At 29.3% G+C, this 15,777-nt stretch carries 20 protein-coding genes and 1 pseudogene; 8 read left to right on the forward strand and 13 right to left on the reverse strand.

The annotated features are described in order from the left end of the window. Nucleotides 1-268: 268 nt before the first annotated feature. Nucleotides 269-670 (forward strand): YolD-like family protein, encoded by a 402-nt coding sequence (locus HMPREF2658_RS10325; protein ID WP_000205103.1) that lies wholly within the window; start codon nt 269-271, stop codon nt 668-670. Nucleotides 671-726: 56 nt separating this feature from the next. Here the strand turns inward: HMPREF2658_RS10325 and HMPREF2658_RS10330 are convergent, their stop codons facing one another. Further along, a complete protein-coding gene (locus HMPREF2658_RS10330; protein ID WP_000267034.1) occupies nt 727-900 on the reverse strand; it encodes a hypothetical protein in 174 nt (57 codons plus the stop codon). 450 nt (nt 901-1,350) lie between these two features. On the opposite strand from HMPREF2658_RS10330, the gene HMPREF2658_RS10335 reads away from it, so the two are divergent. Beyond that, on the forward strand, nt 1,351-2,391 hold the full coding sequence (locus tag HMPREF2658_RS10335; protein ID WP_001188080.1) for a C45 family autoproteolytic acyltransferase/hydrolase: 1,041 nt from the start codon (nt 1,351-1,353) through the stop codon (nt 2,389-2,391). A gap of 56 nt (nt 2,392-2,447) precedes the next feature. Here the strand turns inward: HMPREF2658_RS10335 and HMPREF2658_RS10340 are convergent, their stop codons facing one another. The 3 genes from HMPREF2658_RS10340 to HMPREF2658_RS10350 are packed head-to-tail and all read right to left on the reverse strand — an operon-like array spanning nt 2,448 to nt 4,428. Further along, entirely contained in the window at nt 2,448-3,290 is an 843-nt protein-coding gene (locus HMPREF2658_RS10340; RefSeq protein WP_000713063.1) for a DUF4097 family beta strand repeat-containing protein, read from the reverse strand. Then, entirely contained in the window at nt 3,287-3,844 is a 558-nt protein-coding gene (locus tag HMPREF2658_RS10345) for an HAAS signaling domain-containing protein (protein WP_001033966.1), read from the reverse strand. The genes HMPREF2658_RS10340 and HMPREF2658_RS10345 overlap by 4 nt, the downstream gene beginning before the upstream one ends. Before the next feature lie 59 nt (nt 3,845-3,903). Beyond that, nucleotides 3,904-4,428: a membrane protein gene (locus HMPREF2658_RS10350; protein ID WP_000966286.1), complete on the reverse strand. Its 525-nt coding sequence runs from the start codon at nt 4,426-4,428 to the stop codon at nt 3,904-3,906. A gap of 120 nt (nt 4,429-4,548) precedes the next feature. Between HMPREF2658_RS10350 and HMPREF2658_RS10355 the strand changes: the two genes are divergently transcribed. Next, nucleotides 4,549-5,112: a thioredoxin family protein gene (locus HMPREF2658_RS10355; RefSeq protein ID WP_000182842.1), complete on the forward strand. Its 564-nt coding sequence runs from the start codon at nt 4,549-4,551 to the stop codon at nt 5,110-5,112. A 65-nt stretch (nt 5,113-5,177) separates the two neighbouring features. On the opposite strand, the gene pmtD is transcribed toward HMPREF2658_RS10355, so the two are convergent. From pmtD to HMPREF2658_RS10390, 7 genes are all read right to left on the reverse strand, one after another. Next, nucleotides 5,178-5,918 (reverse strand): phenol-soluble modulin export ABC transporter permease subunit PmtD, encoded by a 741-nt coding sequence (pmtD, locus tag HMPREF2658_RS10360; protein WP_054194530.1) that lies wholly within the window; start codon nt 5,916-5,918, stop codon nt 5,178-5,180. Further along, nucleotides 5,918-6,790, reverse strand: coding sequence for a phenol-soluble modulin export ABC transporter ATP-binding protein PmtC (gene pmtC, locus HMPREF2658_RS10365; protein ID WP_000763048.1), 873 nt, complete (start codon nt 6,788-6,790; stop codon nt 5,918-5,920). Before pmtC ends, pmtD begins: the two co-directional genes overlap by 1 nt. Next, nucleotides 6,787-7,467 carry a phenol-soluble modulin export ABC transporter permease subunit PmtB gene (gene pmtB / locus HMPREF2658_RS10370; RefSeq protein WP_000645721.1) on the reverse strand — a complete coding sequence of 227 codons (681 nt, stop codon included), beginning with the start codon at nt 7,465-7,467 and terminating at the stop codon, nt 6,787-6,789. Before pmtB ends, pmtC begins: the two co-directional genes overlap by 4 nt. Then, complete coding sequence (gene pmtA / locus HMPREF2658_RS10375; RefSeq protein WP_000991300.1) at nt 7,468-8,364, reverse strand: phenol-soluble modulin export ABC transporter ATP-binding protein PmtA; 897 nt, start codon at nt 8,362-8,364, stop codon at nt 7,468-7,470. Continuing rightward, nucleotides 8,361-8,741 carry a PSM export ABC transporter transcriptional regulator PmtR gene (locus HMPREF2658_RS10380; RefSeq protein WP_000691584.1) on the reverse strand — a complete coding sequence of 127 codons (381 nt, stop codon included), beginning with the start codon at nt 8,739-8,741 and terminating at the stop codon, nt 8,361-8,363. The genes pmtA and HMPREF2658_RS10380 overlap by 4 nt, the downstream gene beginning before the upstream one ends. A gap of 257 nt (nt 8,742-8,998) precedes the next feature. Then, complete coding sequence (locus HMPREF2658_RS10385; RefSeq protein WP_000681966.1) at nt 8,999-9,175, reverse strand: SE1626 family protein; 177 nt, start codon at nt 9,173-9,175, stop codon at nt 8,999-9,001. 241 nt (nt 9,176-9,416) lie between these two features. Next, entirely contained in the window at nt 9,417-9,515 is a 99-nt protein-coding gene (locus HMPREF2658_RS10390) for a Trp-rich small protein (protein ID WP_000990056.1), read from the reverse strand. 199 nt (nt 9,516-9,714) lie between these two features. Between HMPREF2658_RS10390 and HMPREF2658_RS10395 the strand changes: the two genes are divergently transcribed. Beyond that, the gene (locus HMPREF2658_RS10395) at nt 9,715-11,001 is read left to right on the forward strand and encodes an aminotransferase class I/II-fold pyridoxal phosphate-dependent enzyme (protein WP_001068518.1); all 1,287 of its coding nucleotides are present in this window, start codon (nt 9,715-9,717) and stop codon (nt 10,999-11,001) included. A 270-nt stretch (nt 11,002-11,271) separates the two neighbouring features. Here the strand turns inward: HMPREF2658_RS10395 and eap are convergent, their stop codons facing one another. Next, complete coding sequence (gene eap / locus HMPREF2658_RS10400) at nt 11,272-13,230, reverse strand: extracellular adherence protein Eap/Map (RefSeq protein WP_070854401.1); 1,959 nt, start codon at nt 13,228-13,230, stop codon at nt 11,272-11,274. Between the two features lie 388 nt (nt 13,231-13,618). On the opposite strand from eap, the pseudogene HMPREF2658_RS10405 reads away from it, so the two are divergent. The 4 genes and pseudogenes from HMPREF2658_RS10405 to HMPREF2658_RS10420 all read left to right on the forward strand — a co-directional run. Then, nucleotides 13,619-13,801: pseudogene (locus tag HMPREF2658_RS10405) on the forward strand (sphingomyelin phosphodiesterase); the annotation flags it as partial. A 386-nt stretch (nt 13,802-14,187) separates the two neighbouring features. Then, the gene (locus HMPREF2658_RS10410) at nt 14,188-14,367 is read left to right on the forward strand and encodes a hypothetical protein (RefSeq protein WP_000669789.1); all 180 of its coding nucleotides are present in this window, start codon (nt 14,188-14,190) and stop codon (nt 14,365-14,367) included. Between the two features lie 23 nt (nt 14,368-14,390). After that, complete coding sequence (locus tag HMPREF2658_RS14935) at nt 14,391-14,699, forward strand: hypothetical protein (RefSeq protein ID WP_001795394.1); 309 nt, start codon at nt 14,391-14,393, stop codon at nt 14,697-14,699. Next, entirely contained in the window at nt 14,678-14,938 is a 261-nt protein-coding gene (locus tag HMPREF2658_RS10420; RefSeq protein WP_001791826.1) for a hypothetical protein, read from the forward strand. The genes HMPREF2658_RS14935 and HMPREF2658_RS10420 overlap by 22 nt, the downstream gene beginning before the upstream one ends. Nucleotides 14,939-14,990: 52 nt before the next feature. Here the strand turns inward: HMPREF2658_RS10420 and scn are convergent, their stop codons facing one another. Further along, a complete protein-coding gene (gene scn, locus HMPREF2658_RS10425) occupies nt 14,991-15,341 on the reverse strand; it encodes a complement inhibitor SCIN-A (protein ID WP_000702263.1) in 351 nt (116 codons plus the stop codon). Nucleotides 15,342-15,777 lie beyond the last annotated feature (436 nt).

Below are 15,777 nucleotides of genomic sequence, written 5' to 3' on the forward strand. Positions count from 1 at the left end.
ACTTTTACCCCTCCATGTTAGTCTTATTTTCATTTTATTAAATTTTAGTTGGAAATAACAATCATTTACTTTACTTTATCTCTAAAATTCTCCGCCAATGCAACCTATTTACTCCTATTGCTGTCCTCACTTTTGATTATAAATGTTGCTCTTTTTACTTACTTGACCAAATAAATTTTAGAAATCTTATCAATGTTTATAAGATTTCTTATTGCAAAACAGAACACACGTTCGTATAATATAATTATCAGATTGAGGTGAATGAAGGATGACAAGTTATGAAGAAGAAACGGATTATCGGAACATCCCAAGCGAATTATTAGATAGCAATATCCCAGTAGGAAGAGGAATGATTAAATGGGCGCCTTTTGCAACATTACCCGAACAATTCGAAACGATTCAACAATACATTATCGATCAAAACAAAATTACACGTCCTGTATTATCAGATGATCAATTGGCTGAGCTAAACATTCGGCTACACGAGGCGCTACAATATGCCCAACCTGTAGAAGTTAAATTTTATAATAATGGCTTTGTAGATTCAGTACGCTTAACCATTTATCGTATTGATGCTATTAATTATGAAATTGATGGTTATGTTTACAATCAGCAACAACGTCAAAAAATTTCTATCTTTGATATCTTAGATATTGTCTTGTTACCTTAATGCTTTGAACATAATTAAAGGCAAGAACAATCTATATTGTCCTTGCCTAAATGTTATTAGTTATTTTTACTTTCGATATCAGAAATAATTTCTTTAGTTTTTCTTTCAATATCTTCAAAATCTTTTTTAAAGATATAAGCAAATGCTACTACACCAACACCAGCAACTAATGTTGTAATAGCAACTAAGCTAAATACGAATTTAAACACACATTTAATAAAATTCCACATCTCAATTTCACCTCTGTTAAATTAAATACCTATCTACATTTCATTATACTATCATACATAGAATAATCATTAAATAAATACCCACTTTTACGAAATATATTCATCAAATTATATAGCGAGCAAGCTAATGATTATTTTCAAAAATGCCGAGGAACCTCTGTTTCAACGTGACATGACCTTATATGCTAATGTTAACAATGACTATTATCGTGAATGCTAACTTAAGATTGATATTTATGATAAGATGATTTTAAGTTTTTAACTTAATATCCCCACCATCTATAAAAATATGTTTTAACTGATTGATAAGTCTTATACACCGAGAAATCACCTCAAACAATTTTATATTTCATTTAGTAAAATATAACTTTATTTAACATGACATTCAATATACATACGATTACTATTTATTTACAATATATTACAACTAAAAAGAAAGGAGTCGATGATATGCAACAAGTGACATCAGATATCATGACTTTTAGAGGTTCACATTTCGAGTTAGGTGTTAAAACTGGTAAATGGCTTCAACAAACACCTCTTCTAAAAAATCGAGAAAAAGAATGGAAAAAACGTGTGCCACGTTTCGATATAGATGTAAATGAAACTTATCAAATATTCCAAACTTACGCACCTCAAATATGGGAAGAATTAATGGGACTACAAAGTGTACTCAAAATGCCAACACGCCAAATTATTTTAAACTTTGGACATTATCGTTTTACCGATTTAAAAGAAAGTGGTTGCACGGTCTTTCAAGGCAAAGACTTCATGGTTAGAAATTATGATTACCACCCTGCAACTTATGATGGTCGCTACTTACTATATCAACCTACAGATAGCGGTTTAGCTCAAATTGGTCCTGTATCAAGGGTAACTGGAAGAATGGATGGTATGAATGAGTTAGGATTAACTATGGGCTATAACTTTATGCACCGGAAGAAACCAGCAAATGGTTTTGTATGTTATATGATTGGTCGTCTAATTCTTGAAAATTGCCGAAATGTAACAGAAGCAATCCAATTATTGAAAGAAATACCACACAGAAGCTCATTTAGCTACATACTGATGGACAAATCATTGAACCATGCAATTGTTGAAGTGACGCCGAGATCAATAGATGTTCGTTATGATAATATATGTACAAATCATTTTGAAATATTAACACATGAAAATCGCAATTATACAAAAGAATCTAAAGAAAGACTAGCGCGTACCATTTCACAAACTAATGATAATTTAAATATGACTACAGCATTTAAGTTATTCAATAATCCTCAGTATGAAATTTACAGTAAACTATTCAAAAGCTGGTCTGGCACCATCCATACATCAATGTATCACCCTGAAACATTAACTGCATATTTTACATTGGGAGAAAATGCGCCACCAGAAATAATAGATTTCAAATCATGGTTAGATGGTCAAGACCTTAATATCACTCACTTTACTGGCAATATAGATACCGACTTAACTTTTGCCAACAAATAAATAACACCGATATTAGAGAAATTATGCTTCCTAATATCGGTGCTTACATCCTTTATTTATTCAACTTTGATATTACCATCAATCGTATAAAATTCTAAAACATTGTCGCTTTTCCCAACTTTACCATTAGTAAATGTTTTATTTTTAACTACGCTATCACCCGTTCCCGGATTTAGCTTTAGTATAGTATCTTCAGGTTTACTATCATACTTAAAACGAATATCTCCTTGTTTAGTAGAAGCTTTTGCATCTACTTTTGATGGCATGTTTTTAAATTCAATGTCACCATGATCGTTTAAAAATATGGATTGTTTAATTTGACTCTTGTCGATTTGTAGCATACCAATAACAACTTTAATATTACTATTTTTAATGTTACTTTTACTAATATAAGTAGGACTATTATTTGTCTTTGAATCTAGTGCGTCAAGATTTGAGTTTTTAATAACTACTTCCCCGTTAATGCTTTGAATACTTGTGTTCTCTAAATCAGCATCACTGATTCTAACACTTCCTGCTCCAGACGATATATTTAAACGTTTAATCATTTTATCAGGCATTTCAATCGTTAACGTTTTCTTATTCTCATGAAAAGGATTCATATCAATTGCATATCCTCTTGTCTTAGACCTTTTATCACTAATCTTCAACGTCTTATCTACTATATTAATTAATATATCATTGTCACCATCATATTTAACTCTAAATTGATTCCCCCGCTTTATACGAAGTTCTGTACTATCCAAATTTATAGATACATTGTCAAAAGCATCGTCTTTGAATGTTTTATCATATTGTTTAGTACCATATTTGTTTTTATCATAGCTGAACCAAATAATGGTTGCTGCTGTAAAAAAGACAACAAACACTAAAAGCCCAATAAAAAAGAATTTCTTCATTTTCTAACGCTTCCTTTGACAGTTTTAATATACCAAAGTAAATATTTTAAGATTAAACGATAAATGTATTCTAAAATCTTAAATATGACAATGATAAATACTAATCCTAATCCTGAATATGATATGGCAAAAAATACATTACTAATTGAGTCTACAATTCCTCTGGATATTGCTGATGCTAATAAAATAATTGGACAAAACAGCAGCAAAAGTGATATTAAAAATAATGCTAATACAAATAATCCAACTATAGATACTGGTATAAGGATGACAAAAATAGATAGAATGCCTAAACTTAATGAAGCAGCAACAGCTCTTGAAATATTTTCAAATGTTGGTTTAGATTCAGCATAATCAATAACACTTCTAGCTTTTGTTTCAGCTGCAACATCTTGTGGGTCTTTTAACTTCTTTAAAATTTCCTCTTCATCAACGCCATTAAGTTCTTGCTCATAAAAAAAACGTTCATATTCATACATTTTTTGATCTCTTAAATGTCTAGGTAGCGCATCAAGTGCTGTTTCTAATTCATTTAAATAAGTAATCTTGTTCATATAGGTCACTCATCCCAATAAAATTATTCATTCGTTTTTTATAACTTTAAGACCTAAAGCTATTTACTAAAAAATTCAATACGTTTAATTTCTAAATCTTGATAAAGTAAGTTTAATTTTAAATGGTTATCTCTATCAATATACTTTACAGATGAGAAATCATTGCCAACTTTTGTTCTTTTATATCCGAATCCAAGATTTTCAATCGCGTTATTTATCGGCGAACCAATTCCCCCATCAAAATTAGTATGTATCTTTTCATCTCTTACTAATATTATCCCCTTAACGATGTTATCCTTTTCTCTCACTTTAACGGTAAGGTCAGGGTGAGCTTTACTGTTATAAAATTTAAATCGATCAAACTTAATTTTTTTATTGACTTCATAGCCTTTTTTATCAAACTTATCATTTAATTTAATATCGTTTATTTCAAGATTAGACAAATCCACAGTCTTCGTATGACGATATTGATACAAACCAATTAATACACCAAAAGAACAGATTAAAAATAATATAAACACAACCCAGCGATTTTGAATACGCACTGATGTCACCCTTTCTTTGTACTTATTTAAATATAGCATAAGGTGCTTCCCGTTTCATCCTTAACAAAAATTAACAAAGAATTTGCAATTAATTTATTTCATTACCTTTTATTACTATAAATTGGTATAATGTTGTAAATGCTAAAGGAGGTTTTTACAATGACAAATTTAGAAACTTATTTCAAAAATAGCCAACCCTTAAATGAATACATTGATGGAATGAAGACAAATCAAGATACCGTTCTCAGTATCTATCAATCATTTGAGTTACCAGAAGATGATTCACGCATCAAAAAAATAAAAGAGATGAATTATTCTAAAGTATTAGTAATTACTGAAGACTGGTGTGGAGATGCAATGATGAATCTCCCAATTCTAAAACACATCAGTGAAGCATTAAATTTAGAAGTACGCGTGTTCCATAGAGATGATGATACAAAACTGATCGATCAATATTTAACAAATGGTAAATCACGTGCAATTCCTATCTTCGTATTCTTGAATGATCAATTCGAACAAGAAACAGTTTGGGGACCAAGAGCAAATGAAGTCCAAAAATTTGTAACTGATGTTCGTGCTGATAAATTACCGAGCAAAGATCATCCAGACTATGCAGATTTAGAAAAAGAAACACACTTAGTTATATCAAACCGCTATAAAACTGACGCTTCATTTTGGAAAGCAGTTTATAATTCCATCCTAAATAAATTAGAAAATAAATAAATTTACAATAAGACAAACTTTGAGGTTGGGAAAATTTAAAATTCCCAACCTCAAAATTATTTTTATTAAATGTCTTTTTTAGCGACGTATAAGATATTCAAAATGAAGAATATCACTATAGAACCTAATGAAATTACCCATTGCCAATTGCTAAAATCAAAGTTAGAGCTAATCATTTTATCAGTTAAGTAAGCAAAAGGGATATAATCAAAAGCATCTAAAACTTTATCACCATATCTTGGAATAAATGTAATGAAAGGTTTAATAAACGGTACAATAAGTACTAAAAATACACCTAACGAAAATATCATTGCTGTTTTTTGTGATGCAAGTGTGATTAAGAATAAAAACAAGCCAAAGAATAGTAAAAAGATTAGGAAGAACCATAAATTATCTACATATTTAGAAAACTCCAAATTTTTCCCGTTACTAGATGCCTGCACAACAATCAAAATCACATAATGAATTAATGCAAATAATATTGAAATTAAAATAATTGAAATTGTTTTCGAAATAATGTAACCAACGCGTGTTTTAACTTTACTCATATATAGTTGAATTGTACCTTGTGAAAAATCACGCGTAATTGTCTTAACAACAAACATCAATCCAATTATTAACAATAACCATTTTGCTGCAGCAAAGACAGATCCATAGACAATAATATGTTTCGGGTTATCCATCGAATTTGCCATAAGTATACTTTGAGTTGCAATCAAACTAGATACGATTAGTATCGCTAAATATGTTAACAGACTTTTAAAAATACTATAAAAATCATACTTAACTAAATTTAAAATTCTCATTATTTATCACCTCTTTGATTTATATTGAAGTACGTATCACGCAATGAACTTTTACGTGTTTCAATATATTTCGGATAAATATCTAATTCAGATAATGCTTTTAGTATAACTTGATAATTTTTTTGTGCATTGATCATTAAATGTCCGTCTGCTTTGTCGACATTTTGTAATTGGAAATGCTCTGCAAGATATTTTTCAGTTCTATCAAAGTCTTTATGATCAACAGTAACTATCGTTGTGTCAGATGCAACACCTTCCTCCATGTTTACATCTTGAACAAAATGTCCGTCTCTCAAAAATACAGCTCTATCACAAATTAATTCAATATCTTCTAACTTATGACTTGATATTAGAATTCTCATATCAAGTTCATTTACTAGAGACTTAATTGTAGTCAGCACATCAATTGACCCATCTGGATCCATACCATTTGTAGGCTCATCCAAGATTAAAAATTTAGGTTTATTCATTAAAGATACTGCAATTGCTAACTTTTGCTTCATCCCCATTGAATATTTCTTAACTTTCTTTTTAATATAAGGTCTCATACCAAATGCATCTATAATTTTGTCTGTGTATGCTTTATCAAAACCCTTACCTAATACTTGTGCAAATAATTTCAAGTTATACAATCCTGATTTATTATCATATAATTTAGGATGCTCAATTAAAAAACCGATATTATCTGCATTATCAATGTCTACTTTTCCATCAAATTTAATAATATTACCATTCATTACTTTCATAACAGTTGTTTTACCAACACCGTTTTTTCCTATTAATCCGACAATTCTACTATCGCCAAAGTCAAAATCAATATCATTTAAAACGACATTTGAGCCGTATTTTTTTGTAATATGTTCTAATTTCATCGACTGCCTCCTTTAAATTTTCTAGTATTTATTTTATTGAGCTGTTTAAAATAATTAACAATAAGTATAACAATGCTGATAATTAGAAAACCAATATTTAAAATATATGAATATAGATCTGGGAATGATGATTGACTTAGAACAAAATAATTCACCAACACTATTGCAATTGAAAATAAAAATGGAACTAAAATGATAATAGTAAACACGTATATACCATATGGCACTTTGACTCTACGCAATTCTGTAAATTGACTAAATGCAATTGGTATAGACAAGAAGTTAGATATGACAAATGCATATGCAGTTGAAAAATAGATTGAATTTGGTTCAATCACATCTGCTTCATAAGCATATAAACTAATAACAAGCGTTCCAATTAATGTTAAAACAATGCATGTAATATAGTTGGCATTAAGCAATTGTTTTTTTGACACTGGTAAACTCATATAAAAATAATATGAATCATTACCACCTAATCTACGATTGAGTCTAAATAAGTGACCAGCATCTAAAATCCAAATAATCAATATTGTTGGACTTATAAAAGATTGCAATAAGTAAAAGAACTTTGTTGAGTCAAGCATTATATAAAAAGGATATAAGGTTAATAATAGAAAATAGATGATAAGTGTATATCGTCGTAATTTAAAATTCCTAATTAACAATGCCTTCATTTAAAAACCTTCTTCCATCAATTTGATGTTTTCATAATATTTAGGTTTTCTCTTTTCAAGATAAACCATTAAGTTTTCAATAGAAGGTGTAGTGATATTCACTTTATGACCTAAAATTTCTTTAAATACTTGCGCATGTTCTGTTAATCCTATAAATCCCGTACGCTTATGTTCTTCATAAATAAGTAGAGATGCTAATTCATCATCAAGGTCCTCAATAGCACCACTCACAACTTGATATCTTTGTAACAGTTGTTCTTTTGAACCATTTAAGATAACTTCACCGTCACTTAAGTGAATGATATAATCAGCTATTTTTTCTAAATCTGAGATAATGTGTGTCGACATGAATATTGTTTTATTTTCATCAATTAATTCTTGCTGAATTATCTCCAATAGCTCATTTCTAGCTATGGGATCAAGACCTGAAGTAGGCTCATCAAAAATATACAATTCAGCATGATGTGAAAATGCAACTGCTAGTGATAATTTCATTTTCATGCCAGTCGAAAATGTTTTTATTGATTTATTGATTGGTAAATCGAACTTTTCAAGATAAAATTCAAATACTTGATGGTCCCATTTACGATAAAAAGGGGCAATCATTTTTTCAAGTTGCTTCGTAGTCCATCTCTCATTAAAATAATTTTCAGAGTAAACAAACCCAATTCTATTCTTTAACTCTATCGGATTGAGAGCCATATCCTCTTCTAATACTCTAATAACACCAGTTTGTGGTTGATACAAATCCATAATTAACCTTATTATTGTGGTTTTACCAGCGCCATTTCTACCAATAAAACCAGTGACGAATCCTTGAGGAACTTTGAAAGAGATATTCTTTAAATTAAACTGATCACTTGAATAATTAACATTACTTAATTCTATGGCATTCATGATGATTCCTCCTCATAAATGAACGTTAAAATATCTTGAAGTTCCTCAAGTGACATTTCGATGGCTTGCGCTTCATTAACCAATTCTTTAACCAAATTTTCAATGGTAAAAAATTGTTTCTCTTTTAAAATAGAACTATCTTGCTCCTTAACAAAGGTCCCTTTTCCTCTAATTGTTGTAACAAAACCGTCTTTCTCTAAATCTTCATAAGCACGTTTCGTAGTGATCAAACTTACTTGCAAATCTTTAGCAAGTTCTCTCATAGATGGCAAATGTTCGCCAGGAGCAACATGACCCTTTAAAATATTTTGTTTCACTTGCTGTTTTATTTGCTCATAAATCGGAAAATCACTATTGTTTTTTAAAATTATTTTCATCAACGTCCCCCTATCACCTTCTGTATATATACAATATACACAATATACACAGTTTTGTAAATATGCATGTCTCATTATCAACCAGTCTTCAGAAATAACACTGAGTATTGTATTACTAGCAGTTGAATAAAATGAATAGACACTACCATTTAATCTTGCATTGTCTACTTCAATAAAAAAGACTGTCAAAACGAATATTCTTATACTATAGCGGTGATTGTCGCGTCATTAAGAACAGTCGTTTAAAACAGTCAATTCTATTTGTTATTTTTACGTCGATCATTACTTCTACTTATAAAAGCACAAATCATAAACATAATTGCTGCCAATAATAGTTTTATACCTTGGCTCTCATGGTTTGTTGCTTGTAAATAATAACCAACAATAAATAAAATAATTGCTAATGCTACAAATATTTTTGTTAGATGTTTCAATTTATTTCACCTCAACATCGACATTATAACAAATATAAAGATTTATCATAACTTAATATATTATATAGTGTAATATAACCAATCTCTCATTGGCTTAAATGACGACAAAACTATGCATTCAAAATGATTATTGATTGCGATATATTGTGTTCAATGATATTATTTAAGTGTATCCACAGAATTATACTACACAACCCCAAGTCTGGTACCAGCAGACTTGGGGTTATTTATGTGTGTAGGATCATTTTTTATTTTTCCATTTCAGTTCTAACCAAAGCCGAAAAATAATTAGTAAGCCACCTGTAATAAGTGTCATCATCCCTTCTTGCCACCACATCATTACACTACACCTCCGTTCGACTAAAGTATCATACTGAAGGATGACCTACACCTATTCTAACATAAAAACAGAACATGTGTTCGTATTTTGGTGGCGGATTTTACATATTATTCGTTAATTCACCAACAACACTTTATCTTTGGTATAATTGAAGATAATATATAGGCATACAATTTTTTTAAAGAGAGGTTAAGCAATAATGAATCCTTTAGCCCAAAACTTAAATGAACAACTTCAACAGTCCAATGCAACAGTACTTAACATGTTATCTGACTTAGGTCAAAATATGTTTTATCCAAAAGGCATTTTATCTCAATCTGCTGAAGCAAAGAGTACAACATACAATGCAACTATAGGTATGGCGACAAACAAAGACGGAAAAATGTTTGCATCATCTTTAGATGCAATGTTTAATGATTTAACTCCAGATGAAATATTCCCTTATGCGCCACCACAAGGTATCGAAGAATTACGTGATTTATGGCAACAAAAAATGTTGCGTGACAATCCAGACCTATCAATCGACAACATGTCACGACCAGTTGTTACAAATGCATTAACACACGGTTTATCTCTAGTTGGCGATTTATTTGTAAATCAAGGTGACACTATCTTGTTACCAGAGCATAATTGGGGTAATTACAAACTTGTTTTCAATACGAGAAATGGTGCAAACCTTCAAACATATCCTATCTTTGATAAAGACGGGCATTATACTACTGATTCACTTGTAGAAGCTTTACAATCATACAATAAAGATAAAGTCATTATGATTTTAAATTATCCTAATAATCCTACAGGTTACACACCTACGCATAAAGAAGTGACTACCATCGTCGATGCAATTAAAGCATTAGCTGATAAAGGTACAAAAGTTATAGCTGTTGTGGATGATGCATACTATGGTTTATTCTATGAAGATGTGTATACTCAATCATTATTTACTGCACTAACTAATTTAAATTCAAATGCAATTTTACCTGTTCGTTTAGATGGTGCAACAAAAGAATTTTTCGCATGGGGATTCCGTGTTGGATTTATAACATTTGGAACGTCTGATCAAACAACTAAAGAAGTTTTAGAAGCCAAAGTAAAAGGTCTTATACGAAGCAACATTTCTAGTGGACCGCTTCCAACACAAAGCGCTGTTAAGCATGTATTAAAAAATAATAAACAATTCGATAAAGAAATCGAACAAAATATTCAAACATTAAAAGAACGCTATGAAGTCACTAAGGAAGTTGTCTATGCTGATCAATATCATTCACATTGGCAAGCATATGACTTTAACTCTGGATACTTTATGGCAATAAAAGTTCATGATGTTGACCCTGAAGAACTTCGTAAACATTTAATTGAAAAATATTCAATTGGTGTTATTGCACTAAATGCAACAGATATTCGTATTGCGTTTAGCTGTGTAGAAAAAGAAGATATCCCACATGTATTTGATTCAATTGCTAAAGCAATTGATGACTTAAGATAATTAATATCAACCAATAATCTGATGAGTATGACTTGGATTATTGGTTTTTTATTTTTAAAATTATTCCTTCTTTCAAAGCATCAAAAGATTTATTTTATTCAGCAACTTGTCAATCGCTATACCTAATTAGTTTTATACATCTCTCCTAACATAACTTGATATGCCTTAGATAAATTTATCAAACGTGCGGCAAATCACTTCAAGTATCACATCTCTACAAATGAAAAAGGCACCCCACTATTGTGAGATGCCTTAATATAAAATTAAAGATTAAAATTTAATTTCAATGTCTACTTTTTTAATGTCAGTTGCTTTAAATACTTTTGAATCTTGTTTCGCAGCTTTTAAGTCAACAAATTTTGATGACCCGTCTTTAAAATACACTTTATACACAGTGCGTTCAGAAAGTCCAATATCATGTTTAGTAATACCTTGATCGCTTGCTAACGCTAGTCTAAGTTTAGCATTCAAGTCGTTTGTTGTTATTTTATGTGGATGTAAAAACGCAAATTCATTTGAAACTAAATTTGAAAATCCATTTATCGTTACTGGAAACTTCACTTTAGTCGCTTTGTTAGTCACTTTATTAAGCGCTTTATTAGATTTAGTGTGTTGTTTCACATTAATATCAATCTTTTTAATATCTTTGACACTGAATAAATTTCTTGTAAAGATATCTGATTTAACTTTTTTATTTAAATCTTGATAACCAATTAATTGTTTATTCGAAAGTTTTAGTTTTGATGCAATAGGTGTTGTTGTCCCATTTACTGCGATTGTGTATGGTACATAGCTATCCGCTTTCGCTTTTGCCCCAGTTTTAACATCGATATCTATATTTTTAATATCTTTGACATAAAGCAGATTCAGTTGACTAATATTAGAGTTTAAATTAATCACTTTTTTTGTTCCATTTTTAAAATGTACTGTATAAGTTGCTTTTTTGGCATATTTTAATTCACGTTCACCGATACCTCTATCATGTTTCAATACTGATTTAACTTTTTTCGTGATATCACTGTAGCTTACACGTGAGTCACCTGTAAATTTTAAATCTGATAAAGTTGGATTTGATGCTCCATTTACTGCAATTGTATATGGTACATAACGCTCCGCTTTTACTTTCGAAACTGTTTTTACAGTAACTTCAATTCTCTTAACATCTTTCGCATGAACTAAGTTAGCTGTATAAATATTCGAGTTTAAATGTATCACTCTTTTACCACCATTTTTAAAGTAAACAGTGTAATACGCTTTCTTTGCGTGTTTCAAATCACGTTCACTAACGCCTCTGTCAGATTTCAATACTGATTTTACCTTTGTTGTTAAATTTTTGTAATTTGTCCAAGGTTTATTTGAAAATGCTAAATTAGATTGAATATTAGTTGTTGTACCATTTAAATTAATTGAATATGGCACTTGATTATTTACTTTTGCTTCTTTATCTTTCGCTTGCTTTTTAGTTTCTACATTTATATTGATATTTTTAATATCGCCTGTATTGATTAAGTTCGCTGTATAAATGCCTGCTTTCAAATCGATAACTTTTTTCGTGCCATTTTTAAAATTAACTGTAAATTTCGCTTGTTTTGAAAGTCTTAAATCTACATCAGTTATACCTCTGTTTGATTTTAAAACTGATTTTACATTATTCTCTAAATCTTTATAACTAATTTGCTGATTCTTTTTAAATGTTAAGTTTGATAAAATGTTTTGGCTTGTACCATTCACAGTGATTGTATACGGCACTTGAACATTTGCTTTTGCCTCTTTATCTTTCACTTGCTTTTTAGTATCTACGTTAACACTAATTGCTTTAATGTCACTTGTATTGATTAAGTCAGCTGTGTGAATGCCTGCTTTCAAATCGACAACTCTTTTTGTTCCATTCTTAAAATGAACCGTGTATTTTGCTTGCTTAGAAAGTCTTAAATCGATATCACTAATACCTCTATTAAAGTATAAAACTGATTTAACTTTATTCTCTATATCTTTATAACTAATTTGTTGATTCTTATTAAATGTTAAGCTTGATAAAATGTTTTGGCTTGTACCATTCACAGTGATTGTATATGGAATCTGTATTTTAGAATATCCATGGTGTAATGAACTTGATGATTTATCTATTTGCTTAGCTGCGGCAGATGCTTCGTTAGTATTAAAGTTTGCTCCTGTTGATGCTATAACGCCTAATGCTAATGTTGTTGTAATCAATGACTTAAATTTCATAAATTATCTCTCCTTTTTTATGTAATTCGTGATTGCAACTTAATTATAGCCAGACTTTCTCTATTTTTTGAATTAACTGAATATTAATAATAAATTATCTTTAACAATAATTTTTTAACACTGTTAAAAGTTCTTTTAATTTTGATTAACTGCTCTATTTGCTATGACTAAAATGCTGTTTGATTTTGTTTATACCAAGCTTCAAACTTAAATGTCATTACAACCTTCATTTCTTAATTCCGATTACATTTGTCGATTATATTTACAGCATCTTTATACTCAAAAAACATTTACTTAAAAATATAAATTCGATTTAATAATTAATTTAAATTTAGTTAATCAATTTTGCATCTATTTTGTTGTAAGCTATATAAAAGGAGTGATAATGATGGTGAAAAAAACAAAATCCAACACACTAAAAAAAGCTGCAACACTTGCATTAGCAAATTTATTATTAATTGGGGCACTGACAGACAATAGTGCCAAAGCAGAAACTAAGAAAGATGATACTGATTTAAAATTAGTCAGTCATAACGTTTATATGTTATCGACCGTATTGTATCCGAATTGGAGACTTTTAACATAAAATTACTTATCATTCAAAAAGTAAAACAGCATAATATCAAGGTTTATAACTTTATCATTATCAATAATACCTCATATAAAATAAAATTTTAGGGACTTTTTAGGGACTTTAAATTTAAAATTACAAGTTTAATAGAAACATCAAAATAATCACATGTTTGTGTGGAATGTACACCCCAAAAGCTAGACTGAAAAATCTATTTTTTGAGGTGTATTTTTATAGGTAAATATAATAAATTAGAGTAGACAACTCAGAATTCCAATTTTATAATAATATTGCTTGACATATCAAACTAGATAGTACTATTTTGAATATATTATTATAATCAAAAATTCATTGTAAACTTTTAGACAAAAGGAAGTAATAAAAACGTGAAATTTAAAACAACTAAAGAATGTAAAAGTAATAATATCTTTAAAAGAAGTCAAGAAATTAATAATAGAGAAAGTGAAAAGGGTTGTTTATGGGGCATTAGCATGTTGATTCTACTTTTCTTATTGATTCTGTTTGGAATAACTGCTTGTTCATCAAGCATTCACTTTATTAATTAGATTTTTTTACTTGGAGGTATCATGTGAAGAACCATACAAATATAATTAATATCTTATTAGTTATAGTCAACTCATTAACTCATTTTCTAACTCTAAACACCTCATTTTTTAATAATTCAGCATCGGATTTCTGTTTTATCATAGGGGCTATATTTTTCTTAATCGGAATTTTTGTTGCAATATACGGTATGAAGCGAGCAACATATTGGTTAAACTTATTGATTTTATTTACCAATATTTTTTATTTTCTACACTTCTGTGTGTTACTTTTGTTAAAATATATAGGATTTAAATTATTTATTTATGAAGGGTGTGTATTGTTATTTATCTAATTTATAGTCTAATTGTCTATTTCATCTGCATTATAAATTTTTTCATAATGGCTGCACCATTCTTAATGACTAATGCTGATTATGTATGGACGCCTATGACTACAGTTACGTTATTTATTTTGAGTTTGATTATTTTCTTGATATTTATAAAAACAAAAGATGTCGTTCATTTAACAATTTTCATATTAAACTTACTTTTTTCAATACTTTATTGTTTGCCTATACTGTTTTATTTATGAACACTTTTATATTATCTAGAAAATTAAAACCACCCGTAAAAGGGTGGTTTTTTTAATATTTACTTTTTAGTGCTTCGTCAATTTCGTTATAAATCTTTTGAAGTTGATATTTTGCTTCTGACATTTTCTTAAAGTCTTTTGACTTAAGAGCATACATTGCTTTTTGACCTGAAATTTTTATAGTTCGCTTATAATAAGTGTTTAAACTTCCAGTAGCTAATTCATTAACATTTAGTTCATCTAATAACGATTTTAATTCATTAGCTAACTTTTCGTTTTGATATTCATTCGATGTTGGCAAGCTTGTGCTAGCTTGTGCCTCATTTTTATCTAGATTAGTTACTAGTGGTGATGCTAAAACGATTGCTAAAGTTCCCGCAAGTATAGATTTTCTAATTTTCATTTTTTATTCTCCTTAGTAATTAGTACTAATTTATTTTAATGACTAACTAAAAAAAAGTACATTAATTATTCATTAACTATATAGATCTTCTTATTAAATGAAAATTAATAAATTATCAAATTGACATACCTTATTGTATTTATAGAAAAACAAAAAAAGGTAAGCACCGAAATGCTTACCTACTTCCCATAAACAATATAACACATATACATTGATTTGGAAAGCGCAAAAATAAATTTAATATACTAGCCCGAAGGGGAGCAATACATAAAAAATGAAAGGCGCTCCTTGAAAACGCCCAAGGTAATATTAACATAAAATGGCTACTATTGCATTATCTAATTTTATTTAATTAAAACAAATATATATAGCACAAAAAAACTAGCCCGAAGGCTAGCTTATGAATAGATGAAAATTTGAACACATTGCTGTGTCT

It is taken from the genome of Staphylococcus sp. HMSC062H10 (assembly GCF_001836945.1).
Classification (GTDB): domain Bacteria; phylum Bacillota; class Bacilli; order Staphylococcales; family Staphylococcaceae; genus Staphylococcus; species Staphylococcus aureus.

Bases quoted from the DNA above. Each gene is read 5' to 3' on its own strand.
- HMPREF2658_RS10325 (WP_000205103.1), top strand. From the start codon at position 269: ATGACAAGTTATGAAGAAGAAACGGATTATCGGAACATCCCAAGCGAA.
- HMPREF2658_RS10330 (WP_000267034.1), bottom strand. From the start codon at position 900: ATGTGGAATTTTATTAAATGTGTGTTTAAATTCGTATTTAGCTTAGTT.
- HMPREF2658_RS10335 (WP_001188080.1), top strand. From the start codon at position 1,351: ATGCAACAAGTGACATCAGATATCATGACTTTTAGAGGTTCACATTTC.
- HMPREF2658_RS10340 (WP_000713063.1), bottom strand. From the start codon at position 3,290: ATGAAGAAATTCTTTTTTATTGGGCTTTTAGTGTTTGTTGTCTTTTTT.
- HMPREF2658_RS10345 (WP_001033966.1), bottom strand. From the start codon at position 3,844: ATGAACAAGATTACTTATTTAAATGAATTAGAAACAGCACTTGATGCG.
- HMPREF2658_RS10350 (WP_000966286.1), bottom strand. From the start codon at position 4,428: ATGCTATATTTAAATAAGTACAAAGAAAGGGTGACATCAGTGCGTATT.
- HMPREF2658_RS10355 (WP_000182842.1), top strand. From the start codon at position 4,549: ATGACAAATTTAGAAACTTATTTCAAAAATAGCCAACCCTTAAATGAA.
- pmtD (WP_054194530.1), bottom strand. From the start codon at position 5,918: ATGAGAATTTTAAATTTAGTTAAGTATGATTTTTATAGTATTTTTAAA.
- pmtC (WP_000763048.1), bottom strand. From the start codon at position 6,790: ATGAAATTAGAACATATTACAAAAAAATACGGCTCAAATGTCGTTTTA.
- pmtB (WP_000645721.1), bottom strand. From the start codon at position 7,467: ATGAAGGCATTGTTAATTAGGAATTTTAAATTACGACGATATACACTT.
- pmtA (WP_000991300.1), bottom strand. From the start codon at position 8,364: ATGAATGCCATAGAATTAAGTAATGTTAATTATTCAAGTGATCAGTTT.
- HMPREF2658_RS10380 (WP_000691584.1), bottom strand. From the start codon at position 8,741: ATGAAAATAATTTTAAAAAACAATAGTGATTTTCCGATTTATGAGCAA.
- HMPREF2658_RS10390 (WP_000990056.1), bottom strand. From the start codon at position 9,515: ATGATGTGGTGGCAAGAAGGGATGATGACACTTATTACAGGTGGCTTA.
- HMPREF2658_RS10395 (WP_001068518.1), top strand. From the start codon at position 9,715: ATGAATCCTTTAGCCCAAAACTTAAATGAACAACTTCAACAGTCCAAT.
- eap (WP_070854401.1), bottom strand. From the start codon at position 13,230: ATGAAATTTAAGTCATTGATTACAACAACATTAGCATTAGGCGTTATA.
- scn (WP_000702263.1), bottom strand. From the start codon at position 15,341: ATGAAAATTAGAAAATCTATACTTGCGGGAACTTTAGCAATCGTTTTA.